The organism is uncultured Sphingomonas sp. (assembly GCF_964244265.1).
In the GTDB taxonomy this organism is placed as follows: Bacteria; Pseudomonadota; Alphaproteobacteria; order Sphingomonadales; family Sphingomonadaceae; genus Sphingomonas.
The window spans coordinates 56153-78522 of the sequence record NZ_CAXTHV010000016.1 but is presented as its reverse complement, the minus strand read 5'-3'; the positions used below and the strand labels follow the sequence as shown (position 1 = coordinate 78522).

Below are 22370 nucleotides of genomic sequence, written 5' to 3'. Positions count from 1 at the left end.
ACTTGTCCTTGAGCTCGATCTCCTTGGCGACGGTGACGCCGTCCTTGGTGATGCGGGGCGCACCGAAGCTCTTCTCGATCACGACGTTGCGGCCCTTCGGTCCCAGCGTGACCTTTACCGCGTCGGCGAGGATATCGACGCCGCGCAGGATGCGCTCGCGCGCGTCGCGGCTGAATTTAACGTCTTTAGCTGCCATGGTGGCTTGTCCTCAAATTTGGGCAAACTTTGTTAAGTTCGCGCATATGGGTAGGAAAAATTCGGGTGAAGTCAGCCAACGATCCCCAGGATGTCGGATTCCTTCATGATCAGCAGGTCTTCGCCATTGACCTTGACCTCGGTGCCCGACCATTTGCCGAACAGGATACGGTCGCCGGCCTTGACGTCGAGCGGGGTGATCTTGCCTTCTTCGGACTTGAGGCCCGTGCCGGCGGCGACTACCTCGCCCTCCTGGGGCTTTTCCTTGGCGGTATCGGGGATGATGATCCCCCCGGCCGTCTTCTCTTCCGCCTCGACACGGCGGACGAGGACACGGTCGTGCAACGGACGAAAATTCATGTGCACTGTCCCTTTTCAAAGGTGATGAATTGCCTTGGCACTCGAAATGTACGAGTGCCAGCGATGCGCATATGAGCGCGGGGTCGGGGTTCGTCAACCGCCACGGCTGCTACCTGAGGACAATCCGTGGTGAAAGTCGGAGGAATCGGATGCTGACCGGAATATCACTCGGCCTATGGCTGGCGATGGCGATGGCGATGGCGGACGGTACGCCGATCGGCCGCATGCTCCACCGCATACTGGTCGCCTGGCCTGCCGGGCGGCTGTCGCGGATCAACCGGGGGCAGATGCTGCTGGCGATCCTGTTGTTGACGGCGACCGCGGGGATCGTCTGGCTGCTCGAGGATGACGGGCGGATGCTGGTGATCATGGGCTGGCCCGAGGTGATGGGGATGGCGGCAGCGATCGACCTGTCCGCCCTGCTCGACCTGACATTGGTCGCGCTGGTCGCGGCAAGCACAATACGGGTCCGCGCGGTCACCGCGTGGATCGCCGCCCGGACGCGGCCGATCCGCCGCGCCCCGCGTCGCCGCCGCGCCCGCCGCGCGGCGTCGCCGCCAGTCAACGATGACGACGAGCAATACCCGGTGCCGTTCGCCGCCTGACGCCCTCACGCACGAGCATTGTGTGACCTTTAGTGACTTTACCCGGCAGGACTCCTAAAGGGGGGAGCGCGACATGACGATTTCCCCCCGCCGTACCTTTGCGATCATCAGCCACCCCGATGCCGGCAAGACCACGCTGACCGAAAAGCTGCTTTATTTCGGCGGCGCGATCCATTTGGCGGGAGAGGTCAAGGCGCGCGGGGCAAACCGCCGCGCGCGGTCGGACTGGATGAAGATCGAGCAGCAGCGCGGCATTTCGGTGACCTCGTCGGTGATGACGTTCGAGCGCGAAGGCGTGACCTTCAACCTGCTCGACACGCCCGGGCATGAGGATTTCAGCGAGGATACCTATCGCACGCTGACCGCGGTCGATTCAGCGGTGATGGTGATCGACGCGGCGCGCGGCATCGAGGCGCAGACGAGGAAGCTGTTCGAGGTCTGCCGGCTGCGCTCGGTGCCGATCATCACCTTCATCAACAAGGTCGACCGCGAGGGGCGCGGCGCGTTCGACCTGCTCGACGAGATCGCCGAAACGCTCGCGCTCGACGTCTGCCCGATGAGCTGGCCGGTGGGGATGGGCGGCACCTTCCAGGGCGTGCTCGACCTGGCGAGCAACCAGGTCAGCCGGCCCGAGGGCGACAGCCGGGCGTTCCTCGGCAAGGTCGACATCGACCCCGTCCTGCCCGACGACGTCGCCGAGGAGGTCGAGCTGGCCCAGGCTGGCTATGCCGCGTTCGACGGCGACGCCTATCGCGCGGGCGACCTGACGCCGGTCTATTTCGGGTCGGCGCTCAAGGATTTCGGCGTGGCCGAGCTGATCGCCGCGCTCGCCGATTACGCCCCGAGCCCCCGTCCCCAGCCGGCCGAGCCCGCCCCGGTATCGCCCGACGCGCCGCAAGTCACCGGCTTCGTGTTCAAGGTCCAAGCGAACATGGACCCGCAGCACCGCGACCGTATCGCGTTCATGCGGCTGTGTTCGGGAACGTTCAGGCGCGGCATGAAGCTGACGCCGTCGGGCAGCGGCAAGCCGATCGCGATCCACTCGCCGATCCTGTTCTTCGCGCGCGACCGCGAGGTCGCCGACGAGGCGTTTCCGGGCGACATCATCGGCATCCCCAATCACGGCACGCTGCGGGTCGGCGATACGCTGTCCGAACATGCCGACGTCCGTTTCACCGGCCTGCCCAATTTCGCGCCCGAAATCCTGCGCCGCGTCCAGCTCAAGGACCCGACCAAGACCAAGCAGTTGCGCAAGGCGCTCGACGACATGGCCGAGGAGGGCGTGACCCAGGTCTTCTATCCCGAGATCGGCGCGAACTGGATCGTAGGGGTCGTCGGGCAATTGCAGCTGGAGGTGCTGATCAGCCGGCTGGAGGCGGAGTACAAGGTTGCCGCCGGGCTGGAAACGGCGCCGTTCGACACCGCGCGCTGGATCTCATCCGACGATCCAGCCGACCTCAAGGCCTTTGCCGACCTCAACCGCTCGGCGATGGCCAGGGACCGCGACGGCAACCCGGTCTACCTGGCAAAGACCGCCTGGGATGTCGGCTATGTCGCGGACCGCTATCCCAAGGTAAAATTCGCCGCGACGCGCGAACGGTGACCAGGGCACTCACGCGGTTGCGGCTTCGTCCACCCAGTCGCGGCGCAGCGGCCCGATCGCCAGCCATGCCAGCACTACCGCCCCGGCATAGAGGCCGACCGCCGCGATCGCTGCATAGCGCAACGCCTGGTCGCCCAGCAGCGGCGCCAGATGGTCCGCCAGCGCACCCATCACCCACGACCCCAGCCCGAGCCCGATCAGATTGTTGATCAACAGGAAGCTGGCCGAGGCGGTCGCGCGCATCGGCGATGGCACCAGATGCTGGATGGCGGTCGTCACCGGTCCCAGCCACAACAGGCTGAGCGCATTGGGCAGCAGCAGCAGCAGCCACGCCGCGACCGGAGAGTCGACCCACAATCCCGCCGCCAGCAAGGGCATCGACACCAGCCATGCCAGCGCGGGGACCCGCGCATAGGCGCCGCGATCCGCCCGGCCCAGCCGATCGGCCAGCACGCCGCCCGCGAACACCCCGCTGGTCCCCCCGACCAGCAACAAAGAGCCGACGAAGTAGGAGGTGGCGGCAAGATCGAGATGATGAGCGAGCTTCACCACCGACGGCAGCCAGAACGCGATGCCATAGCCCGCCATGCTGCTCATCGACGCGGCGAGCGACAGCAGCCAGAAGCTGGGCTTTCGCGCCAGGATCGCGAACACCGCGCCGATTGGTGACCGAACGGGTCCCGGCACGCGCCGCACCGGATCCTTGACGATCAGGCAAAAGATCGGCGCCACCGCCATGCCGGCCAGGCCGACCACGATGAATGCCGCCCGCCAGTCGACGTGCGTGGCAAGATAGGCGCCCAGCAACGTCCCCGCCGCCAGCCCGATCGGTATCCCCAATGCATAGATGGCGAGCGCGCGCGCGCGGCGATCCGGCGGAAAATAGTCGGCGATCAGCGCATGCGACGGCGCCACGCCGCCCGCTTCGCCGACGCCGACGCCAAGCCGGAACGCGAACAGCTGGCCAAAGCCCGTGGCGGTGCCGCACAGAGCGGTAAAGCCGCTCCACACCGCCAGGCTGGCGGTGATCACCCAGGCGCGGCTGGTGCGATCCGCGATCAGCGCCAGCGGCACGCCCAATGTCGAATAAAGCAGGGCAAAGGCGGTCCCGCCGAGCAGGCCGAGTTGGGTATTGCTGAGATGCAGGTCGAGCTTGATCGCCGGCGCCAGGATGCCGAGGATCTGCCGGTCGAGGAAGTTGAAGCTGTAGACCAGCAGCAGCATCGCCAGCACCAGCCCGCGATAGCCGCTCCATGTCGTCGCCATCGCGTCGTCTCCCCGGTGCGAAAGTCCAGTGCGTCAGCGGTCCTGCGCGAGCGCCCTGGCGAGCGTGTCCCGGATCGCCACCAATTGCCCGAGATTGATCGCGGCGGGCGCGGCGTCGGCGGCCGCCGGCGCCGGTTCGGGCTGCTCCGCGGCGAGCAGCTTCTGGACGCCGCGGATGGTATAGCCTTGCTGATTGAGCAGGATGTCGATCCGCCGCACCAAAGCGACGTCGCCGGGCCGATAATAGCGCCGGTTACCGGCGCGCTGCAGCGGGCGGAGCTGGGCAAAGCGCGATTCCCAGTACCGCAGGATGTGCTGGGGCAGGCCCGTGTCGCGCGACACTTCGCCGATCGTGCGATATGCGCCCGCCGCCTTGTCGGGCATGGTCATGCCGCCGCTCAGCCGCCGCCGACGATGCGTTCGCGCATCATCTGGCTGGCGCGGAACGTCAGCACCCGGCGCGGCGCGATCGGCACTTCCACGCCGGTCTTCGGATTGCGCCCGACGCGTTCGCCCTTGTCACGTAGCACGAAGGTGCCGAAGCCGGAGATCTTGACGTTCTCGCCGGTCGACAGGGCCTCGCAGATGTGATGGAGGATTTCCTCGACCAGCTTGGACGAATCCGCACGCGACAAACCGACCTCGCGCTGGATCGCGTCAGCCAGGTCGGCGCGCGTCAATGTTCCTGCATTCCCCATCCCCGCCTGTCCCCTTCTTGGCCCCGCTACCTGCTAACATAATGATGGGAAGCAGTAAAAGGGGCTGATTACGTATACGTTACGTTATGTACGGACGACCGCCGCACCCCAGGTGAAGCCGCCGCCCATTGCCTCCAGCACGATAAGCTGGCCGGGCATTATGCGCTGGTCGCGGATCGCGACGTCCAGCGCGAGCGGAACCGAGGCGGCGGAGGTGTTGGCATGCTGGTCGACCGTCACGATGACCTTTTCGGCCGGAAGCCCCAGCTTGCGCGCCGTCGCATCGAGGATGCGCTTGTTGGCCTGGTGCGGCACGACCCAGTCGATATCGGCCGAGGTCAGGCCCGCAATCACCAGCGTCTCCTCCAATACGGCCGCCAGGTTGGTCACCGCATGGCGGAAAACCTCGCCGCCCTTCATCCTCAAGAGCCCGACCGTCCCGGTGGTCGACGGGCCGCCATCGACATAGAGCAACTGGTTGTGGCGGCCGTCGGCGTGGAGCTTGATCGCGATAATGCCGGGGCCTTCTTCACCGCTATCCCGCGCCTCGATCACGATCGCGCCGGCGCCGTCGCCGAACAGGACGCAGGTCGTGCGATCCTGCCAGTCGAGGATGCGGCTGAACGTTTCCGCGCCGATCACCAGCGCGCGGGCATGCGCGCCGGTGCGGATCATGCTGTCGGCGACCTGCAGCGCATAGAGGAAGCCCGAGCACACCGCGGCGACGTCGAACGCCACGCAATCGTCAATTCCTAGCAACGCCTGGACCTTGGTCGCGGTCGCCGGAAAGGTCTGGTCGGGGGTGGCGGTGGCGAGCACGATCAGGTCGATCTCGCCCGCCGCGCATCCCGCCGCCGCCAGTGCCCGGCGCGCGGCATCGGCGGCCAGCGTCCCGGTCGTCTCGTCAGGGCCGGCCAAGTGGCGAAAGCGGATGCCGGTGCGCTCGACGATCCAGTCGTCGCTGGTGTCGACGGTCTCGGCCAGTTCGGCATTGGACACCCGCCGGACGGGCAGCGCCGATCCGGTGCCGGTGATCACCGATCGGATCATGCCACCTCGTCCGCCGGCACATGGGCCTCGAAATGACGCAGATCGTCCATGATCCGGCGGGTCAGGTCGTCGCGGACCATCTTGACGGCAACGGCGATCGCATTGGCGACGCCGGCCTCGTTGGCGCTGCCATGGCTCTTCACCACCAAACCGTTGAGGCCCAGGAAGACCGCGCCATTGTGATTGTTGGGATCGAGGTGATGGCGCAGCAATTCGGTCGCCGGCCGCGATATCAGGAAACCGATCTTCGACCGCGCGGAACTGGAAAAGGCGCGCCGCAGCAGGTCGGCGACGAACCGCGCGGTCCCTTCGGCGGTCTTGAGCGCGATATTACCCGAAAAGCCGTCGCAGACGATCACGTCGACATGGCCGCGCGACAGCTTGTCGCCCTCGACAAAGCCGACAAAGCTCATCGGCAGGTGGGTCGCTTCCTTCAGCGCCTGGGCGGCATCGCGGATCTCGCCGGTGCCCTTCATGTCCTCGGTGCCGATATTGAGCAAGGCGACGCGCGGCGACGCCAGTTCGAGCGTGGTGCGCGCATAGGCCGCGCCCATCACCGCGAACTGGATCAGGTTGCGGCTGTCGCATTCGGTATTGGCGCCCAGATCGAGCACTACCGTGTCGTTGTCGCCCAGCGTCGGCATCAGCCCGGCAAGCGCCGGCCGGTCGATTCCCGGCATCGTACGCAGGCTGAGCTTGGCCATCGCCATCAACGCGCCCGTATTGCCCGACGAAACGGCGGCGGCCGCGCGGCCCTGCTTCACCAGATCGATCGCCAGCCCCATCGATGTGGTCTTGGCGCGGCGCAGCGCCTGGCTAGGCCTGTCGTCGCCCGAGATCACGTCGGGCGCGTGGACCACGTCGGAGGTTGCCGACAGGCTGGCATGCGCCTTCAGCCCGGCGCGGATCGCCGCCTCGTCGCCGACCAGCAGGAAGCGGATGCCGTCGAACCGCCGCCCCGCCTGGGCAACGCCCGCCAACATCACCGCCAGCCCTTCGTCACCGCCCATCGCATCGACGGCGATCCAGGAACTGTCGGTCACCTGGCGATCCCCCTCGGGTGTCGGTCAGCCTTCGACCGAAACGATCTCGCGGCCGTTATAATAGCCGCACGCGTTGCACAGATTGTGCGGCCGTTTCAGCTCGCCGCAATTCGGGCATTCCTGAAAGGATTCGACCGAAAGCGAATCATGCGCCCGGCGCATGCCGCGGCGGGAGGGCGAAGTCTTTCTCTTGGGAACGGCCATTGCGGCGAAAACCTTTATCGTCTGCTATCTTGTCGGCGCGACTAGGCCCGGCGCACGCCCCGCGCAACCGCCGATGCGGCCGCGGCAGGGCCGAAAGCGGCGGGATGCATCGCGAAGCGTTGCGCCTATACCGATTTGCCGCGCGGTTGCAACCCGGACGCGCCGGTGCGAAGCCGGATGATCGAAGCACCCACGAGGCCTGACCACGGCTATGACAATAGGCGGTCGGCGACAAACGGATTGGTCGCGCGTTCCTGCCCGAAGGTGCTCGGCTCGCCATGTCCGGGAAGAAAGATCGTGTCGTCGCCCATCGGCCACAACCGGGTGACGATCGATTCGATCAGCGTGGCAGGGTCGCTCAGCGGAAAGTCGGTGCGACCGACGGATCCCTGGAACAGCACATCGCCGACGATCGCCAGCGTCGAGGGCGGATGGTGGAACACGACGTGCCCCGGCGTGTGCCCGGGGGTGAAGTGCACGGCCAGATCGAGGTCGCCGACCGTCACATGGTCGCCCTGATCGAGCCAGCGGTCGGGCTCGAACGGCTCGCCGCGCAACCCCCATTGCCTGCCGTCTTCCCCCAGCCGGGCGATCCAGAACCGATCCGCCTCGTGCGGGCCCTCGATCGGCACGCCCAGCTCGCGCGCCAGGATGCCGGCTTCGCCGCAATGGTCGATATGGCCATGGGTAAGCAGGATCTTCTCGATCGTGACGCCGTGCCGGGCCATCGCCGCGCGAAGACGGGGCAGGTCGCCGCCCGGATCGACGAACGCACCGCGCATCGTCGCCGTGCACCATAGCAGCGTGCAATTCTGCTGGAGCGGCGTGACGGGGATGATCGCCGCGCGGAGCGACGGAGCAGGAGCATCGGCCATGTTTCCGACGTAGGATGCAGGCAGCGGGGCGGCAAGCGGGGGCTTGCCCTACTGCCTGCCGCGCGGGCATCTGGGCGCGTGATCACGCTCGATGCGCCTTTCGTGCTGCTCGACGATGCGCGGGAAACCGGCGCGGCGCCGGCGCGATTGTACCGGCGGCCGGTGGACACGATCAGCTGTCACGACCCGAGCGAGGTCGAGGCGGCGCTCGACCGGCTCCGCGTGGCGATCCGCGACGGTCTCCAGGCGGCCGGCTATCTCACCTTCGAGGCGGGCAATGCCCTGGCGCCGCGGGCCGTGGGGGACAAGAACCCGACGGGCGCGCTGCTGTGGTTTGGGCTGTTCGAGGATCATAAGCGGATCGCGCCGGAGGACCTGCCCGGCCGCCTGCCCGACCCCGCCGGCGCCTGGTCATGGCCGCCCGCCGCCATCATCGAGCGCACCGACTATGATGCGGCGTTTGCCCAGGTGATCGAGCTGATCCGCGCCGGTGACATCTATCAGGCCAATCTGACCTTTCGCCTGACCCTGCCGTTCCTGGGCGATCCGCTGTCGCTTTATGCGCGGCTGCGCGAACGGTCGCGCGCCGGCTGGAGCGCGGTGGTGCATGACGGGCACGACACCATCCTGTCCTGCTCGCCCGAGCTGTTTTTCGCGATCGATGGCGGGCGCATCACGACGCGGCCGATGAAGGGCACCGCGCGGCGGGGCGAGACACCGGTCGAGGATGCGCGGGCGGCCGGGCGGCTGGCGGGCGATGCCAAGGAGCGCGCCGAGAACCTGATGATCGTCGACCTGATGCGCAACGACCTGGCTCAGGTGGCGCGACCGGGCAGCGTGGCCGTCCCCGAACTGTACCGGGTGGAGAGCTATCCGACGGTGCATCAGATGGTGTCGACCATCACCGCCGACTTGGCCGAGGGCCGCGACGCCGTCGACGTGCTGCGCGCCTTGTTTCCCTGCGGATCGATCACCGGCGCGCCGAAGCAGCGCGCGCGCGAGATTATCGCCCAGGTCGAGCCGTCTCCACGCGGCATCTATACCGGCGCGATCGGGCGGATCGACCAGGCCGGCGCGATGTTCAACGTCGCGATCCGCACGCTGGTGATCCAGGGGGGCGATGAACATGCGACGATGGGCGTCGGCGGCGGCATCGTCGCCGATTCGACCGCCGACGCGGAATTTGACGAGGCGCTGGCCAAGGCCGCCTTCGCCGATCCGCCGGCGCGCGGCTTCGACCTGATCGAGACGATGGCGTTCGAACCGCTGGACGGCATTGCGCTGCTCCACCATCATCTCGCGCGGATGAGGGCTAGCGCGAAGGCACTGGGGTTCGCGTTCGACCGGCATGACGCGCGCAACGAGTTGCAGGCGGCGACCTTCCGCCTGCGTGAGCCGGCCCGGCTGCGGCTGGTGCTCGCGCGATCGGGGGCGGTCGCGATCGAGGTGTCGCCGATGCCGCCCCCGATGACATCCGCGATGGCGGTGGCGGTGGTCGCGCTGCCCGTCGCACGCGCCGATATCCGCCTGCGCCACAAGACCAGCGACCGGCATTTCTATGACGAGGCCCGCGCGAGGGCGGGCACGGCGGAGGTGCTGTTCGAGGCCGACGGTCAGCTGACCGAAGGAAGCTTCACCTCGCTGTTCGTCGAGCGTGACGGACGATTGCTCACGCCACCGCTCGCCGCGGGCCTGCTTCCCGGCGTGCTCCGCGCCGCGCTGATCGAACGAGGCCGAGCCGTCGAGGCGCCCCTGACGCGCCTTGACCTTACCGGCGGTTTCCTGCTCGGCAATGCGTTGCGCGGGTTGATGCCGGCGCAGCTGGCGGTTGCCGAGCCGGCGGTGCGCTGACTATAGCGCACGACCGAAGGGACCATCATGCACGCCTCCGCCGCGCTCAACCGGATCAAGCCGTCGGCCACGCTGGCGATCACCACCCGCGTCCAGGAGATGCAGCGCGCCGGGGTCGACGTGATCGGGCTGGGCGCCGGCGAACCCGATTTCGACACCCCCGACTTCATCAAGGAAGCCGGGATCAAGGCGATCCGCGACGGCCGAACCAAATACACCAATGTTGACGGCACCCCCGAGCTGAAGGAAGCCGTCCGGCTGAAGTTCCGGCGTGACAATGCGCTGGACTATGCGCTCGACCAGATCACGATCAATGCGGGCGGCAAGCACACGCTGTTCAATGCGATGGCCGCGACGCTCGATCCGGGCGACGAGGTGATCGTGCCCGCGCCCTATTGGGTCAGCTATCCGGACGTCGTCCTGTACGCCGGCGGAACGCCGGTGTTCGTCAGGGCCGGCGCGGACCAGGGATACAAGCTGAAGCCCGATCAGCTGGAGGCGGCGATCACGCCTAGGACCAGGTGGCTGATCCTCAATTCGCCCTCCAACCCGACCGGCGCCGCTTATGGCGAGGCCGAATTGAAGGCGCTGGGGGCGGTGCTGGAGCGATATCCGCACGTTTGGATATTTGCCGACGACATGTACGAGCATATCGTGTTCGACGACTTCCATTTCACCACAATCGCCCAGGTCTGCCCGTCGCTCCACGATCGCACGCTGACCGCCAACGGCTGTTCCAAGGCCTATGCGATGACCGGCTGGCGGATCGGCTTTGCCGGCGGCGCGCGCTGGCTGATCAAGGCGATGGCAAAGCTGCAATCGCAATCCACCAGCAACCCCTGCTCGATCGCCCAGGCCGCCGGCGTCGTGGCATTGACCGCCGACCAGGCGTTCCTGAAGGACCATGCCGCCTTGTTCCAGCGCCGCCGCGACCTGGTCGTGTCGATGCTCAACCAGGCGACCGGCATCACCTGTCCCCGGCCGGAGGGCGCGTTCTACGTCTATCCCGAATTCTCCGCGCTGATCGGCAAGACCACGCCGGGCGGAAAGACGATCGCGACCGACGAGGATTTCATCGCCTATCTGCTCGACGATGCCAGGGTAGCGGCGGTACAGGGCGCGGCGTTCGGCCTGTCGCCGGCGATGCGAATCAGCTACGCGACCGCCGACGATCTGCTGCGCACGGCATGCGAGCGCATCCAGACCGCCTGCGGCGCGCTGCGCTGATCGGCCTCACCCTGCTGACGCTGCATCCGGCGGGTGCCGCGCCGATGCACGCGACCGCGCCCATCGCGCACGTACAGCACTGACCCGGCTTGGTTGCGCTCTCCGCGCGCCCTATATCCACGACATGATGAAACTCACCCTCCCCCTGCTCGCCGCCGCCGCCCTTGGCCTGGTGCTGGTCGGCAGCACGGCCAGCGCCGAGCGCGCGGTGCCGATCCCCGTTCCCGCCAAGGACGTTCCCGCCGCCGCCAGGCCCAGCATGGCGATCTTCGCGGGGGGGTGCTTCTGGGGCATGGAGGCGGTGTTCGAGCGCGTGAAGGGCGTGACCGCGGTCACCGCCGGCTATGCCGGGGGCAGCGCCGCAACGGCCACCTATGACCAGGTTTCGACCGAGACCACCGGCCATGCCGAGGCGGTGCGCATCCAGTACGATCCGCGCGTCGTGAGCTACGGCACGCTGCTGCGCGTCTATTTCTCGATCGCGCATGACCCGACCCAGCTCAATCGCCAGGGACCCGATAGCGGCCCCAGCTATCGCTCGGCGATCTTTCCGCTCAGTCCGGCGCAGCGGGCAACTGCCATCGCCTATATCGCGCAGCTATCCGCGGACAAGGCCTATGCGCGCCCGATCGTGACCAGGATCGAAACCGGCAGCTTCTTTGCGGCGGAGGAATATCACCAGCATTTCTTCGATCGCAATCCGGCGCATCCTTATATCGTGATGTGGGACAAGCCCAAGGTCGCCGCGTTCCGCGCGGCCTTCCCCAAGCTGGCCAAATAGCCGCCGGCTACGCGGCCAGCGGAAAGCGCAGCATCCGGTCAGCCAGCGGCACCAGCGCCTCGGCATGCCCGCCGACCGCGCGCACGATCTCCGGGTGATGCGCGTCGAGCCCGCCGGTCAGCGCACCGAAGGCGGGCAGCACCAGCTTGGTCGCGGTCGCCACGAAGCATCGCCGGGCGACCTGCCGGCCCCGTACGCGAATGCGCAGCTTGGGATGGAAATGGCCCGACAATTCCGGCCGCGGATCGGCACGATCGGCCTCGTGCCGCAGGACCAGCCCGTCAACCTCCGCCTGGTCGACGATGTCGCCGCCGCAATGACCGCTCAGCCGCCGGTCGTGGTTGCCGGCGATCCACACCCAGCGATGCGCCGCCGTCAATACGCGCAACCGCGCCTGCTCGGCGGCCGGCAGCCGCTCGCATCCTTGCGCATCGTGGAAGCTGTCGCCCAGGCACCAGACCTCGCGCACCGCGATCGCCCTCAGCAGCGTCTCGATCTCGCCGAGCGTCGCCGCGCTGTCGTAAGGCGGGAGCATCTGGCCGAACCCGGCGAACCAGCTTGCCTTTTCCAGATGCAGGTCGGCCAGGATCAGCGCCCGGCGCGCCGGCCAGTACAGCGCCCCTTGCGGCATCGCGACCATGTCGTGCCCGGCGAACGAAAAGGGAACCATGCCCTGCTATGCCCGGCTTCGGCCCGCCGATCAACGGCTTGCGGCGTTACCGCGAAAAGGCTTGCATGGGACGTGCACAGGCGTAAAGCGCGCCGTCCTTCGCGACAGGCCCATCGACGATGTCTTCCGATCCACCCGGCCCCGATGCCCGGCCGCATCCCGCGACGCTCGCCCTGACGATCGGCGCGATCGGCGTGGTGTTCGGCGACATCGGCACCAGCCCGCTGTACGCGTTTCGCGAGGCACTGGCGCAGACGGCGGCCGACGGCATCGTCGCCGGCGAGATCGTCGGCGTGCTCAGCCTGGCGATCTGGTCGCTGATCCTGGTCGTTACGATCAAATATGTCGTGTTCCTGATGCGCGCCGACAATCAGGGAGAAGGCGGCGTCCTCGCCTTGACCGCGCTGGCGCGGCGCGCGCTCGGCTGGCGGTCGCGCACCGCCTTGGTGCTCGGCGCAGCAGGCGCGGCGCTGTTCTACGGCGACGCGATCATCACCCCGGCGCTGTCGGTGCTGTCGGCGGTCGAAGGCCTGCGGACGATCCCGGGCGCGGCCGGCGCGATCGGCGAGCATACGATCATTACCCTGACCATCGTCATCCTGGTCGGCCTGTTCATCATCCAGTCGCGCGGCACCGCCAGCGTCGCCAGGATGTTCGGGCCGATCTGCATCCTGTGGTTCCTGACCATCGGCGGGCTGGGCCTGTGGCACATCGCCGACGAGCCCGGCATCCTCGCGGCGATCAACCCCGCCTTTGCGCTATACTTCCTGGCAACCCACAGCGTGCCGGGGCTGTTCGTCCTGGGCGCGGTCTTCCTGACGGTGACGGGGGCGGAGGCGCTGACCGCCGACATGGGCCATTTCGGCATCCGGCCGATCCGCGTGGGGTGGTTCTGCCTGGTCTTTCCGGCACTGGCGCTCAACTATTTCGGGCAGGGCGCGTTCGCGCTGGGCCAGCTCGAACTGGCGGCACGGACCGGCACGCCGTTCGCCAATGCCGACTGGTTCTTCCTGATGACCCCGCCCGCCGTGCGCGTGCCGCTGGTCGTGCTGGCGACGCTGGCGACGATCATCGCCAGCCAGGCGGTGATCACCGGGGCGTTCTCGCTGACCCAGCAGGCGGTCCAGCTCGGACTGCTCCCCCGGATGCGCGCGCGCCAGACCTCGGCCGACTTTTCGGGCCAGATCTATCTGCCGTCGATCAACTGGCTGCTGCTGGCCGGGGTGCTCGTGCTGGTCGTGCAGTTCCGTACCTCGTCGGCGATGGCCGCCGCCTACGGCATCGCCGTCACCGGCACGATGGTGGTCACCACCTGCCTGGCCTATATCGTCGTGCGGCATCACTGGAACTGGGGGCGCGCGGCGTCGATCGCGATCATCGCGCCGTTCCTGGCGCTCGACCTGGTGTTCTTCGGCGCGAACATCCTGCGCGTGGTCGAGGGCGGCTGGGTGCCGCTGGTGGTGGCGGCGATGATCGGCCTCCTGATCGCGACATGGGTGCGCGGGCGCGGCATCGTCAAGGCGTTCGAGCGGCGGCAGAGCGTGCCGCTGGCCGATCTGGCCGCAGCGCTGGCGCGGCGTCCGCCCGAACGTGTCGAGGGCACGGCGATCTTCCTGACCGCCAATCCCGACGCGGCACCGGGCGCGCTGCTCCACAACCTGAAGCACAACAAGGTGCTCCACGCGGCCAACCTGATCGTATCGATCCGCACCACCGACCATCCGGTGGTGGCCGACGAGCAGCGCGTGCGCGTCACCCGGATCGACGACAATTTCACCAGCGTGATCCTGCGCTACGGCTTCATGGAATCCCCCGACGTGCCGCGCGACCTGGCGACCGCCGCCGGGCGCGGCGAGCTTGCCATGACACCGATGCGCGCCTCCTATTTCATCGGCCGCAATACCTTGAAGCCCGATGCCGAAATCGGCATGCCGTTATGGCAGGATCGCATCTTCATGTTCCTGCAGCGCAATGCCAGCGACCCCACCGACTTCCTGCGCATTCCCCCGGGCAAGGTGCTCGAACTCGGCGAACAGGTCACCGTCTGATACCCATTCCCTGAGGAACCACGATCAATGCTGACGATCCTTGCCCTGATGCTCGCCTCGCCTGCTGTCGACATGACGGCGGAGGATGCCGATTCGCGATGTCTCGCGGCGTTCGCGCTCGTCGCGGCCCGCAAGCCCGATGCCGGCAGCGCCGATCCCAACGCCGCCAAGGCGATCGAGGCGGGCAAGATCGGCGCGATCTACTTCACCGGCAAGCTACTCGGCCGAAACCCGCAAATCGACCTCGAAGCGGCGATGCGGCGCGTCATGCCTGCGCTGACTCCCGTGCTGACCGACGAAACCAGGCGCTGCGCGGTCGACCTGCAGAATGCGGGATTGAAACTGGTCTCCGTCGGCAACGCCTTGCAGAAATAGCGTCCGGCGCCCTCTCGTCGGCGGCCGCGAATCAGGCATTGAGCTGGCCCAGCGGCATCAGCTGCGACGCGGCGCGACGGATCTGCGCCTTGTCGCCGCGCTTCAGGATGGCGGCCATGCGCTGCGCGTTGCGCTGCATCAGCCGGTCGAGCATCGTCGGGGTGGCACCGCACGCGCCCGCCTCGATCAGCTGCGCGGCGCGCGGATCGCCGCCGTCAAGCTGGAGCCTGAGCAGGCCGGCGATGGCGGAAAAGGCCGCCCGCCCGCCGCCCAGGCGGACCGCGGCGTCGAGCGCCTCCAATCCGGTCGACTTGCGCGCGCCCAGCGCGCCCCGCGCGATCAGTCCGCCCAGCGCCACGACGCTGCTGACGTGCCAGCCGCCCAGCGCGACCTGCGCCTCCGGATCGCGGGGGTTGCTGGCCACCAAGGCCTCGAACATCGATCGCGCGGCGATCGCATCGGCGCGGTTGTTGGCCAGCTTGGCGCGATAGCTGGTGGCCATGGCATTGACCATCCGCGCCTCACGGTCACCCGGCGCGCGCTGGAGCGTCGCGCGCGTATCAGCCTCGATCTGGCCGATCGCCACCAGCGCCTGGGTCCGGTCCTGCGGGTAGAACGCCACCTGCACCAGGTTTTCGCGTGGCGTGGTCGCCCCGAGGGGGGTGGCGACGACGACGATGGCAAACGCGGCGACGATCCGATGGAGCATGGCAATTCCCTGAGATCGTGTGGCTTCAGGCAGCCATTGCTACCGACCGCATCCTAAACGGATCGTAAAATTCACCAAGGATCCAGATCGTCCAAAGACCGTGCGATGAAATGGTCACGCAGTACGACGCGCCGAACGATCGGCCAAAGTTGGCCGGCGCCGCAAGTGGAACTGGTCTAATCGTCCTCGTCCTCATAGCCGACCAGCGCCAGCGCGCGCGCCTTGATCTGGCGGGTCATGCACCAATGGATCAGCGCGTCCTCGCGACCATGGGTGACCCACACTTCCTTCGGCGCGATCTGGAGCAATGTCTCGGTCAGTTCATCCCAGTCGGCATGGTCGGACAGGATGATCGGCAGTTCGACCAGCTTCTGCCGCGCGCGCTGGCGCACCCGCATCCAGCCCGACGCCATCGCCGTGATCGGGTCGGGCAGGCGGCGCGACCAGCGGTCGTTGAGCGCCGACGGCGGACACATCACGATGCGGCCCTGGAGCTCGGCCTTGGCCACGCCGGTCGCGGGACGCAGCTCGCCGAGGTCGACGCCGAGCTCGACATAGAGGTCGCACAATCGCTGGAGCGCGCCGTGAATGTAGACGGGATCGTCATATCCCATGTCGCGCAGTTCGCGGATCACCCGCTGCGCCTTGCCCAGCGCATACGCGCCGACCAGGATGCAGCGATCGGGATTGGCGCGCAGCGCGGCCAACAGCTTGTCGATCTCGTCATGCGGGTCGGGGTGGCGAAATACCGGCAGGCCGAACGTCGCCTCGGTGACGAAGATATCGCACGCCACGGCCTCGAATGCCGCGCAGGTCGGGTCGGCGCGGCGCTTGTAATCGCCCGACACGACGATCGTCTCGCCGCGATGGCGCAACACCACCTGCGCCGAGCCCAGCACATGGCCCGCCGGGACGAAGGTCACCGCGACATCGCCCATGTCCCACGGCGCGCGATAGGGCACGGCGTTCCCCGCCTGCGGCCCATAACGCGTCGCCATGATCGCCAGCGTCTCCGCGGTCGCCCATACTGCACCATGCCCCCCGCGCGCATGATCGGCATGGCCGTGCGTGATGAGCGCGCGCGGACTGGGCTGCGACGGGTCGATCCACGCATCGGCCGGCGTCACGTAGATGCCGTGGGGATGCGGCTCGATCCAGTCGCCAAGGCGGGACATGATGCTATTACGCGCGAGCGGGCCGAATCGGTCAATGCGGGGGTAAAGCGGATGGGCAGTTCGAATTCGGGCATCGGCGGCATCGTGGCGGTCTTTGCGCTGCTGGTAATCGCGGCGGTCGTCTTCTTCGTCGTTCGGCGCCGGCCCGGGGCCGGTCCGCCGCCCCCGCCTGATGAAAAGCCTTTCCTGTAGGACGGCGCATCGCGACGGTCCGGCCGCCACCCCATATGGATGCCGTGCCGACGCTGCCCCGACCGCTTGTGGACTGGTTTGCCGGACGTGGCTGGGCGCCGCGTCGGCACCAGCTCGACATGCTCGACGCCGCACGCGCCGGGCGGCACGCGATGCTGGTCGCGGCGACCGGCGCGGGCAAGACGCTGGCGGGGTTCCTGCCGACGCTTGCCGAGCTGATCGAGACCCCCGGAGAGGGCCTCCACACGCTCTACGTCTCGCCGCTGAAGGCGCTGGCGGTCGATGTCCAGCGCAACCTCCTGACCCCGATCGCGCAGATGGACCTGGCGATCCGGGTCGAGACGCGCACCGGCGACACGCCGAGCGACCGCAAGGCGCGCCAGCGCGCCCGCCCCCCGGACATCCTCCTGACCACCCCCGAATCGCTGTCGCTGCTGCTAAGCTATCCCGACAGCGGGCTGATGTTCGCCGGGCTGAAGCGCGTGGTAGTCGACGAGGTCCATGCCTTTGCCACCGGCAAGCGCGGCGACCTCCTGTCGCTGTGTCTCGCGCGGTTGCAGCTGCTGGCGCCCGCCATGCGCCGGGTCGCCCTGTCGGCGACGGTCGCCGATCCCGATGCCTATCGCGCATGGCTTGCCCCCGATGGCGACATCGATGCGGTCGAGCTGGTCGAGGGCGAGCCCGGCGCTCCGCCCGATATCACCATCCTGCTGCCGCAGGGCCGCGTGCCGTGGTCGGGCCATTCGGGGCGCTATGCCGCCGAACAGGTGATGGCCGAGATCGAGCGGCACCGCACGACGATCGTATTCTGCAACACCCGCAGTCTGGCCGAACTGATCTTCCAGGACTTGTGGAAGGCCAATGCGACGTCGCTGCCGATCGGCATCCACCACGGATCGCTCAGCCGCGAGGCACGGCGCAAGGTGGAAGGCGCGATGGCCGACGGCAAGCTGCGCGCGCTGGTCGCGACCGCCAGCCTCGATCTCGGGGTCGATTGGGGCGACGTGGATTGCGTCGTCCAGATGGGCGCGCCCAAGGGATCGTCGCGGCTGCTCCAGCGGATCGGGCGCGCCAACCACCGGCTCGACGAATCGTCGGAGGCGATCGTCGTGCCGGGCAACCGTTTCGAATATCTCGAGGCGCGCGCGGCGCTCGACGCGGTCGAAGCAGGCGCGCTCGACGCCGATCCGTTCCGCCCCGGCAGCCTCGACGTGCTCGCCCAGCACGTCATGGCCTGCGCTTGTGCCGCGCCGTTCCACAGCGCCGACCTGCTCGACGAGGTGCAAGGCGCCCTGCCCTATTCGGCGCTGGATGCCGCGACGTTCGAGCGCGTGCTCGGCTTCATCCGCGACGGCGGTTATGCGCTGAAGGCGTATGATCGGTTCCGGCGGCTGACCGAGGAAGAGGGAGTGTGGCGCGTCAGCCATCCGCGCTTCGTCCAGCAGCACCGGCTGAACGCCGGGATCATCGTCGAGGCGACGATGCTCAACGTCCGGTTCAAGAACGGCAGGTCGCTCGGCAAGGTCGAGGAGGGCTTTGCCGCCACGCTGTCGGCGGGCGACACCTTCTTCTTTGCCGGGATGAGCGTCGAGATGATCGCCATCGACACCGAGGACCTGATCGTCCGCGCCACCGCGCGGCCCGCGCGCATCCCGACCTATGGCGGCGCGCGGATGCCGCTGTCGACCAACCTGGCGGACCGGGTCCGCGACTTTCTGGCGAGTCCGGGAGAATGGGCGCGATTTCCCGACGATGTCCGCGAATGGCTGGAGGTGCAGGCGCAGCGATCGGTGCTGCCCGCGCCGGGGCAGCTGCTGGTCGAGACGTTCCCGCTCGACGGGCGCCAGTACATGGTCGCCTACAGCTTCGAGGGGTGGAACGCCCACCAGTCGCTCGGCATGCTGCTCACGCGGCGAATGGAGACGATTGGGATGAAGCCGCTGGGCTTCGTCTCGAACGATTATGCCATCGCCTGCTATTCGATCGATCGCGTCGCCGATCCCCGTCCGCTCTTCTCGCGCGACATCCTGGAGCATGAATTCGTCGACTGGGTGCAGCAATCGCATCTGCTCAAACGCGCGTTCCGCGAGGTCGCGGTGATCGGCGGGCTGGTCGAGCGCCAGCACCCCGGCAAGCGCAAGACCGGCAAGCAGGTCACCTTCTCGACCGACCTGATCTACGACGTGTTGCGCAAATACGAGCCGGGCCACCTGCTGCTCCAGGCAGCCTGGGACGATGCGCGGGCGCGGATGACCGATGTCGGGCGGCTCGCCGACCTGCTCGACCGCGCCGCCGACACGATGGTCCATGTCGACCTGCCGCGCGTGTCGCCGCTCGCCGTGCCCGTGCTGACGCTGATCGGGCGCGAGCGCGTGGCGACCGGCCTGGCCGACGACGCGCTGCTGGCGGAAGCGGAAATGCTGGCGCACGAGGCGATGCGGCTGGATTAGATGCTGTTTTCAGCCCTGCTGAAGCAGGTGCGATACCGGCCGCATCGAAGCTCGGCTTCCCGCGAGTTTCCAGGGATTCTTGGCGCTTGTTGAAGGCCGGTGGCGGGCGTATCGTTCGGCGATGCGCAAGGTAATGGCCTCGCTGCCCCTGTTAGCTCTTGCCGCCGCCTCGCCGGTTACCGGCCAGACCACGACCGTGCCGCCCCCGGTCGCCGGTCCCGCCGCGGCCGACGATAAGCTGGACATTGCCGAGGCCGACCGGCGGATGACCGTTCCGGTTTCGATCGGCACCGCCGGGCCGTTTCAGTTCGTCATCGATACCGGTGCCGAGCGCACGGTCGTCTCGCGCGAACTTGCCGGGTCGCTCGGGCTGATGCCGGGGCGCACGGTGCGCGTGACGACGATGGCCGGCACCAGCAGGATCGACACCGTGCTGTTACCGCTGCTGAAGGTCAGCCGGATCGCGCCCGAGATGATCGAGGCGCCGGCGGTGGAGGCGCGAAATCTCGGCGCGCCGGGAATGCTCGGGCTGGATGCGCTGAAGGGGCATGCGGTCGCGATCGACTTCGACGCCAACGTGATGACGCTCAGGCCGTCGTCGAAGCGCGAGCTGCCGGTGGGCCTCGACGACATCGTGGTGCGCGCAAAGAACCTTTACGGCCAGCTGATCGTCACCAACGCGCGCTATCGCGGCCGGCGGATCTCGGTGATCATCGACACCGGATCGCCGGTCACCGTCGGCAATTCCGCTTTATTGGCGGCGATCCGCAAGCCGAAGGCGCTCGGACGCATCAATTTGCTGTCGGTTACCGGGGAGTGGCTCGGCGCCGATTACACGAATGTCGATTCGATGGAAATCGGCGGCATCGGCTTTCAGAACATCCCCGTCGCCTTTGCCGACGCGCTGCCGTTCCGCCGTTTCGGTCTGGGCAACAGCCCGGCGCTGCTGCTCGGCATGGATACGCTGCGGCTGTTCCGCCGGGTGTCGGTCGACTTCGCCAATCGCGAGGTCCGCTTCACCCTGCCGCGCAACGTCGGCGTGCGCTTTCCCGACCAGCGGCCCTGACGCCAGGCATTGCCAATGGCGACAATCCACGCTGTAAGGCAAAGCATGCGGATAAGGACCTGGCCGGTCCCAAGGTGACGGTGATCACCAACCAGCCGATCCGCCCGACCGGCATCCCGCGCTCGACGCCAGGATCACCGGCCCGATGAAGACGGTCGCGGCGAGATATTTCCCCGGCGTACCGCTGCTCCCGGCGATGTCGACCGGCGCCACCGACGGCATCTTCCTTGAGGCGATCGGCATCCCGGTCTACGGCACTCCCGGCTTCTTCCGCGACCCCGACAGCAACGGCATCCACGGCCTGAACGAACGGATCAAGGTCGACTCGCTGTATACCGGGCGCGATTACCTGTTCGACCTGGTCAAGGAATATGCCGGGTAGCGGCAGGCACCGTTCGCCCCCGCCCCTCTTCTCACCCCGCCCCCTCCAGCGTCTTTTGCCGGCGGCGTTGGACCGAGCTGCCGATGCCGAGCGACTCGCGATATTTGGCGACGGTGCGCCGGGCGATGTCGAAGCCCTTGGCGTTGAGCAGGTCGACCAGAGTGTCGTCGCTCAGGATCGCTTTGGCATCCTCGGCCTGGATCAGCGTGCGGAGCGCCGCCTTGACCGCCTGCGCCGACACCGCGTCACCGCCGTCGGCCGCCTGGATCGCCGAGGTAAAGAAATATTTGAGCTCGAACAAGCCACGCGCGCAGCTCAGATATTTGTTGCTGGTGACCCGGCTGACGGTCGATTCGTGCATCTCGATCGCGTCCGCCACCTGGCGCAGGGTCATGGGCTTCAGATGGGCGACGCCATGGAGGAAGAACGCCTCCTGCTGGCGCACGATCTCGCCCGCGACCTTGATGATCGTCCGCTGGCGCTGGTCGAGCGCCTTGACCAGCCAGTTGGCGCTGGCCAGCATGTCCGATAGCCATGCCTTCGACGCCTTGTCCCGGGAACCGCTGGTCAGCTCGACATAATAAGACCGGTTGACGAGCAGGCGGGGAAGCGTCGCGGCATTGATCTCGATCGCCCAGCCGTCCTTGCGCCGCGCAATGTACAAATCGGGCACCACCGCCTGCATCGCCTCGCCGCCGAAACGGCAGCCGGGCTTGGGATCGTAGTTGCGCAGTTCGCGGATCATGTCCGCCAGGTCCTCGTCGTCGACCTGGCAGATCCGCTTCAGCCGCGCCATATCGCCCCGCGCCACCAGGTCGAGGTGATCGATCAGCCGTGCCATGCACGGATCATAGCGGTCGGCCTCACGCGCCTGAAGCGCCAGGCATTCGGCCAGGTCGCGTGCGCCGACTCCTGTCGGGTCGAATGTCTGTATCACCTCCAGCACCGCCTCGACCCGGTCGAGCGGCACCCCGAGCCGGGTCGCGACGTCGAGCAGCGGCGCTGCGAGATACCCGGCCTCGTCGATCAGGTCGATCAGGTGGCGGGCGACGAACAGATCATGGCCCTTCAGCACCGCGCCGGCCTGATTGAGCAGATGATCGGCGAGCCCCAGCGACGTGTCGGCGAAGGCGTCGAGGTCGGGGCTGTCCCCGCTCATCGCGCCGCCCGCCGCCCCGGCCATGCCCAGAGACCCGTCCATTCCCACCTGGTCGGCGGCGCTGTCGTGGTGGAAGCTTTCGGCGGCGAAATCGACGTCGAGCGCGGCCTCGCCGCCGCTGTCGCCCATTAGCAGGCTGTCGGTGCCGGCGGGCTCGTCGGTCGCCGAGGCGGCGGCGGGCGGCTCGCGCTCGCCGATCGGGCCGTCATCGTCGCTACCGCCGATGCTGTCGAGCAGGGGGTTGCGCTCGATCTCCTCGGCGATGAAGGTTTCCACCTCCAGATTGGACAACGCAAGCAGGCGGATCGCCTGCTGCAGCTGGGGCGTCATCACCAGCGATTGCGACTGACGCAGATCGAGGCGCGGGGCAAGGCTCATGGATGTGT

General features: G+C 67.7%; 24 protein-coding genes. 11 read left to right on the top strand and 13 right to left on the bottom strand.

The genetic code is table 11. The features are described 5' to 3' along the window. Positions 1-196 (bottom strand): TCP-1/cpn60 chaperonin family protein (locus ACFE7K_RS08585; RefSeq protein WP_375397771.1); only part of this gene is annotated, 196 nt, incomplete at its 3' end. Positions 197-267: 71 nt separating this feature from the next. Beyond that, a complete protein-coding gene (groES, locus tag ACFE7K_RS08580) occupies positions 268-555 on the bottom strand; it encodes a co-chaperone GroES (protein WP_375397770.1) in 288 nt (95 codons plus the stop codon). Between the two features lie 149 nt (positions 556-704). Here groES and ACFE7K_RS08575 point away from each other — a divergent pair, with 149 nt between their 5' ends. Together ACFE7K_RS08575 and ACFE7K_RS08570 are read left to right on the top strand one after the other, a co-directional pair. After that, complete coding sequence (locus ACFE7K_RS08575) at positions 705-1160, top strand: hypothetical protein (protein WP_375397769.1); 456 nt, start codon at positions 705-707, stop codon at positions 1158-1160. A gap of 73 nt (positions 1161-1233) precedes the next feature. Next, on the top strand, positions 1234-2763 hold the full coding sequence (locus ACFE7K_RS08570; RefSeq protein WP_375397768.1) for a peptide chain release factor 3: 1530 nt from the start codon (positions 1234-1236) through the stop codon (positions 2761-2763). 9 nt (positions 2764-2772) lie between these two features. Here the strand turns inward: ACFE7K_RS08570 and ACFE7K_RS08565 are convergent, their stop codons facing one another. The 7 genes from ACFE7K_RS08565 to ACFE7K_RS08535 all read right to left on the bottom strand — a co-directional run bounded on the left by ACFE7K_RS08565 (position 2773) and on the right by ACFE7K_RS08535 (position 7899). After that, positions 2773-4029, bottom strand: a complete 1257-nt coding sequence (locus ACFE7K_RS08565) for a spinster family MFS transporter (RefSeq protein ID WP_375397767.1) — start codon at positions 4027-4029, stop codon at positions 2773-2775. A 33-nt stretch (positions 4030-4062) separates the two neighbouring features. Next, positions 4063-4419 (bottom strand): MerR family transcriptional regulator, encoded by a 357-nt coding sequence (locus ACFE7K_RS08560; protein WP_375397766.1) that lies wholly within the window; start codon positions 4417-4419, stop codon positions 4063-4065. 8 nt (positions 4420-4427) lie between these two features. Beyond that, positions 4428-4727 (bottom strand): integration host factor subunit alpha, encoded by a 300-nt coding sequence (locus tag ACFE7K_RS08555; RefSeq protein WP_375397765.1) that lies wholly within the window; start codon positions 4725-4727, stop codon positions 4428-4430. 84 nt (positions 4728-4811) lie between these two features. Further along, positions 4812-5777 (bottom strand): beta-ketoacyl-ACP synthase III, encoded by a 966-nt coding sequence (locus ACFE7K_RS08550; RefSeq protein WP_375397764.1) that lies wholly within the window; start codon positions 5775-5777, stop codon positions 4812-4814. Next, a complete protein-coding gene (gene plsX, locus ACFE7K_RS08545; RefSeq protein ID WP_375397763.1) occupies positions 5774-6820 on the bottom strand; it encodes a phosphate acyltransferase PlsX in 1047 nt (348 codons plus the stop codon). The genes ACFE7K_RS08550 and plsX overlap by 4 nt, the downstream gene beginning before the upstream one ends. 24 nt (positions 6821-6844) lie before the next feature. Then, a complete protein-coding gene (gene rpmF, locus ACFE7K_RS08540) occupies positions 6845-7024 on the bottom strand; it encodes a 50S ribosomal protein L32 (protein ID WP_375397762.1) in 180 nt (59 codons plus the stop codon). A gap of 209 nt (positions 7025-7233) precedes the next feature. Further along, positions 7234-7899 (bottom strand): MBL fold metallo-hydrolase, encoded by a 666-nt coding sequence (locus ACFE7K_RS08535; RefSeq protein ID WP_375397761.1) that lies wholly within the window; start codon positions 7897-7899, stop codon positions 7234-7236. 78 nt (positions 7900-7977) lie between these two features. Between ACFE7K_RS08535 and pabB the strand changes: the two genes are divergently transcribed. The 3 genes from pabB (at position 7978) to msrA (ending at position 11758) form a co-directional block, all read left to right on the top strand. Next, positions 7978-9750, top strand: a complete 1773-nt coding sequence (gene pabB / locus ACFE7K_RS08530; protein WP_375397760.1) for an aminodeoxychorismate synthase component I — start codon at positions 7978-7980, stop codon at positions 9748-9750. 27 nt (positions 9751-9777) lie between these two features. After that, entirely contained in the window at positions 9778-10977 is a 1200-nt protein-coding gene (locus ACFE7K_RS08525; RefSeq protein ID WP_375397759.1) for a pyridoxal phosphate-dependent aminotransferase, read from the top strand. Positions 10978-11101: 124 nt separating this feature from the next. Then, positions 11102-11758, top strand: a complete 657-nt coding sequence (gene msrA, locus ACFE7K_RS08520) for a peptide-methionine (S)-S-oxide reductase MsrA (RefSeq protein ID WP_375397758.1) — start codon at positions 11102-11104, stop codon at positions 11756-11758. Positions 11759-11765: 7 nt separating this feature from the next. Here msrA and pdeM read toward each other — a convergent pair whose 3' ends face one another. Beyond that, positions 11766-12428 carry a ligase-associated DNA damage response endonuclease PdeM gene (gene pdeM / locus ACFE7K_RS08515; protein ID WP_375397757.1) on the bottom strand — a complete coding sequence of 221 codons (663 nt, stop codon included), beginning with the start codon at positions 12426-12428 and terminating at the stop codon, positions 11766-11768. 119 nt (positions 12429-12547) lie between these two features. Between pdeM and ACFE7K_RS08510 the strand changes: the two genes are divergently transcribed. Next, positions 12548-14476, top strand: a complete 1929-nt coding sequence (locus tag ACFE7K_RS08510; RefSeq protein ID WP_375397756.1) for a potassium transporter Kup — start codon at positions 12548-12550, stop codon at positions 14474-14476. Between the two features lie 27 nt (positions 14477-14503). Beyond that, the gene (locus tag ACFE7K_RS08505) at positions 14504-14851 is read left to right on the top strand and encodes a hypothetical protein (protein WP_375397755.1); all 348 of its coding nucleotides are present in this window, start codon (positions 14504-14506) and stop codon (positions 14849-14851) included. 31 nt (positions 14852-14882) lie between these two features. Here ACFE7K_RS08505 and ACFE7K_RS08500 read toward each other — a convergent pair whose 3' ends face one another. Both ACFE7K_RS08500 and ACFE7K_RS08495 read right to left on the bottom strand, forming a co-directional pair. Then, on the bottom strand, positions 14883-15560 hold the full coding sequence (locus ACFE7K_RS08500) for a hypothetical protein (RefSeq protein WP_375397754.1): 678 nt from the start codon (positions 15558-15560) through the stop codon (positions 14883-14885). A gap of 176 nt (positions 15561-15736) precedes the next feature. Next, entirely contained in the window at positions 15737-16735 is a 999-nt protein-coding gene (locus ACFE7K_RS08495) for a ligase-associated DNA damage response exonuclease (RefSeq protein WP_375397753.1), read from the bottom strand. A 51-nt stretch (positions 16736-16786) separates the two neighbouring features. Here ACFE7K_RS08495 and ACFE7K_RS08490 point away from each other — a divergent pair, with 51 nt between their 5' ends. The 4 genes from ACFE7K_RS08490 (at position 16787) to ACFE7K_RS08475 (ending at position 20825) form a co-directional block, all read left to right on the top strand. Continuing rightward, the gene (locus ACFE7K_RS08490) at positions 16787-16927 is read left to right on the top strand and encodes a hypothetical protein (protein ID WP_375397752.1); all 141 of its coding nucleotides are present in this window, start codon (positions 16787-16789) and stop codon (positions 16925-16927) included. A gap of 35 nt (positions 16928-16962) precedes the next feature. Next, the gene (locus ACFE7K_RS08485; RefSeq protein WP_375397751.1) at positions 16963-19377 is read left to right on the top strand and encodes a ligase-associated DNA damage response DEXH box helicase; all 2415 of its coding nucleotides are present in this window, start codon (positions 16963-16965) and stop codon (positions 19375-19377) included. Between the two features lie 121 nt (positions 19378-19498). Next, on the top strand, positions 19499-20443 hold the full coding sequence (locus tag ACFE7K_RS08480) for an aspartyl protease family protein (protein WP_375397750.1): 945 nt from the start codon (positions 19499-19501) through the stop codon (positions 20441-20443). 145 nt (positions 20444-20588) lie between these two features. Further along, on the top strand, positions 20589-20825 hold the full coding sequence (locus ACFE7K_RS08475; protein ID WP_375397749.1) for a hypothetical protein: 237 nt from the start codon (positions 20589-20591) through the stop codon (positions 20823-20825). A 31-nt stretch (positions 20826-20856) separates the two neighbouring features. Here the strand turns inward: ACFE7K_RS08475 and rpoN are convergent, their stop codons facing one another. Continuing rightward, on the bottom strand, positions 20857-22362 hold the full coding sequence (gene rpoN, locus ACFE7K_RS08470; protein WP_375397748.1) for an RNA polymerase factor sigma-54: 1506 nt from the start codon (positions 22360-22362) through the stop codon (positions 20857-20859). Between the last annotated feature and the right edge of the window lie 8 nt (positions 22363-22370).

What these genes read in the sequence shown, in the direction of transcription:
- ACFE7K_RS08500 (WP_375397754.1), bottom strand. Translation starts at nt 15,560, where the DNA reads ATGCTCCATCGGATCGTCGCCGCGTTTGCCATCGTCGTCGTCGCCACC.
- ACFE7K_RS08560 (WP_375397766.1), bottom strand. Translation starts at nt 4,419, where the DNA reads ATGACCATGCCCGACAAGGCGGCGGGCGCATATCGCACGATCGGCGAA.
- ACFE7K_RS08575 (WP_375397769.1), top strand. Translation starts at nt 705, where the DNA reads ATGCTGACCGGAATATCACTCGGCCTATGGCTGGCGATGGCGATGGCG.
- ACFE7K_RS08525 (WP_375397759.1), top strand. Translation starts at nt 9,778, where the DNA reads ATGCACGCCTCCGCCGCGCTCAACCGGATCAAGCCGTCGGCCACGCTG.
- ACFE7K_RS08495 (WP_375397753.1), bottom strand. Translation starts at nt 16,735, where the DNA reads ATGTCCCGCCTTGGCGACTGGATCGAGCCGCATCCCCACGGCATCTAC.
- rpmF (WP_375397762.1), bottom strand. Translation starts at nt 7,024, where the DNA reads ATGGCCGTTCCCAAGAGAAAGACTTCGCCCTCCCGCCGCGGCATGCGC.
- ACFE7K_RS08555 (WP_375397765.1), bottom strand. Translation starts at nt 4,727, where the DNA reads ATGGGGAATGCAGGAACATTGACGCGCGCCGACCTGGCTGACGCGATC.
- ACFE7K_RS08480 (WP_375397750.1), top strand. Translation starts at nt 19,499, where the DNA reads ATGCGCAAGGTAATGGCCTCGCTGCCCCTGTTAGCTCTTGCCGCCGCC.
- ACFE7K_RS08490 (WP_375397752.1), top strand. Translation starts at nt 16,787, where the DNA reads ATGGGCAGTTCGAATTCGGGCATCGGCGGCATCGTGGCGGTCTTTGCG.
- ACFE7K_RS08505 (WP_375397755.1), top strand. Translation starts at nt 14,504, where the DNA reads ATGCTGACGATCCTTGCCCTGATGCTCGCCTCGCCTGCTGTCGACATG.
- ACFE7K_RS08475 (WP_375397749.1), top strand. Translation starts at nt 20,589, where the DNA reads ATGAAGACGGTCGCGGCGAGATATTTCCCCGGCGTACCGCTGCTCCCG.
- rpoN (WP_375397748.1), bottom strand. Translation starts at nt 22,362, where the DNA reads ATGAGCCTTGCCCCGCGCCTCGATCTGCGTCAGTCGCAATCGCTGGTG.
- pdeM (WP_375397757.1), bottom strand. Translation starts at nt 12,428, where the DNA reads ATGGTTCCCTTTTCGTTCGCCGGGCACGACATGGTCGCGATGCCGCAA.
- ACFE7K_RS08485 (WP_375397751.1), top strand. Translation starts at nt 16,963, where the DNA reads ATGGATGCCGTGCCGACGCTGCCCCGACCGCTTGTGGACTGGTTTGCC.
- ACFE7K_RS08510 (WP_375397756.1), top strand. Translation starts at nt 12,548, where the DNA reads ATGTCTTCCGATCCACCCGGCCCCGATGCCCGGCCGCATCCCGCGACG.
- ACFE7K_RS08550 (WP_375397764.1), bottom strand. Translation starts at nt 5,777, where the DNA reads ATGATCCGATCGGTGATCACCGGCACCGGATCGGCGCTGCCCGTCCGG.
- msrA (WP_375397758.1), top strand. Translation starts at nt 11,102, where the DNA reads ATGATGAAACTCACCCTCCCCCTGCTCGCCGCCGCCGCCCTTGGCCTG.
- ACFE7K_RS08570 (WP_375397768.1), top strand. Translation starts at nt 1,234, where the DNA reads ATGACGATTTCCCCCCGCCGTACCTTTGCGATCATCAGCCACCCCGAT.
- ACFE7K_RS08565 (WP_375397767.1), bottom strand. Translation starts at nt 4,029, where the DNA reads ATGGCGACGACATGGAGCGGCTATCGCGGGCTGGTGCTGGCGATGCTG.
- ACFE7K_RS08535 (WP_375397761.1), bottom strand. Translation starts at nt 7,899, where the DNA reads ATGGCCGATGCTCCTGCTCCGTCGCTCCGCGCGGCGATCATCCCCGTC.
- groES (WP_375397770.1), bottom strand. Translation starts at nt 555, where the DNA reads ATGAATTTTCGTCCGTTGCACGACCGTGTCCTCGTCCGCCGTGTCGAG.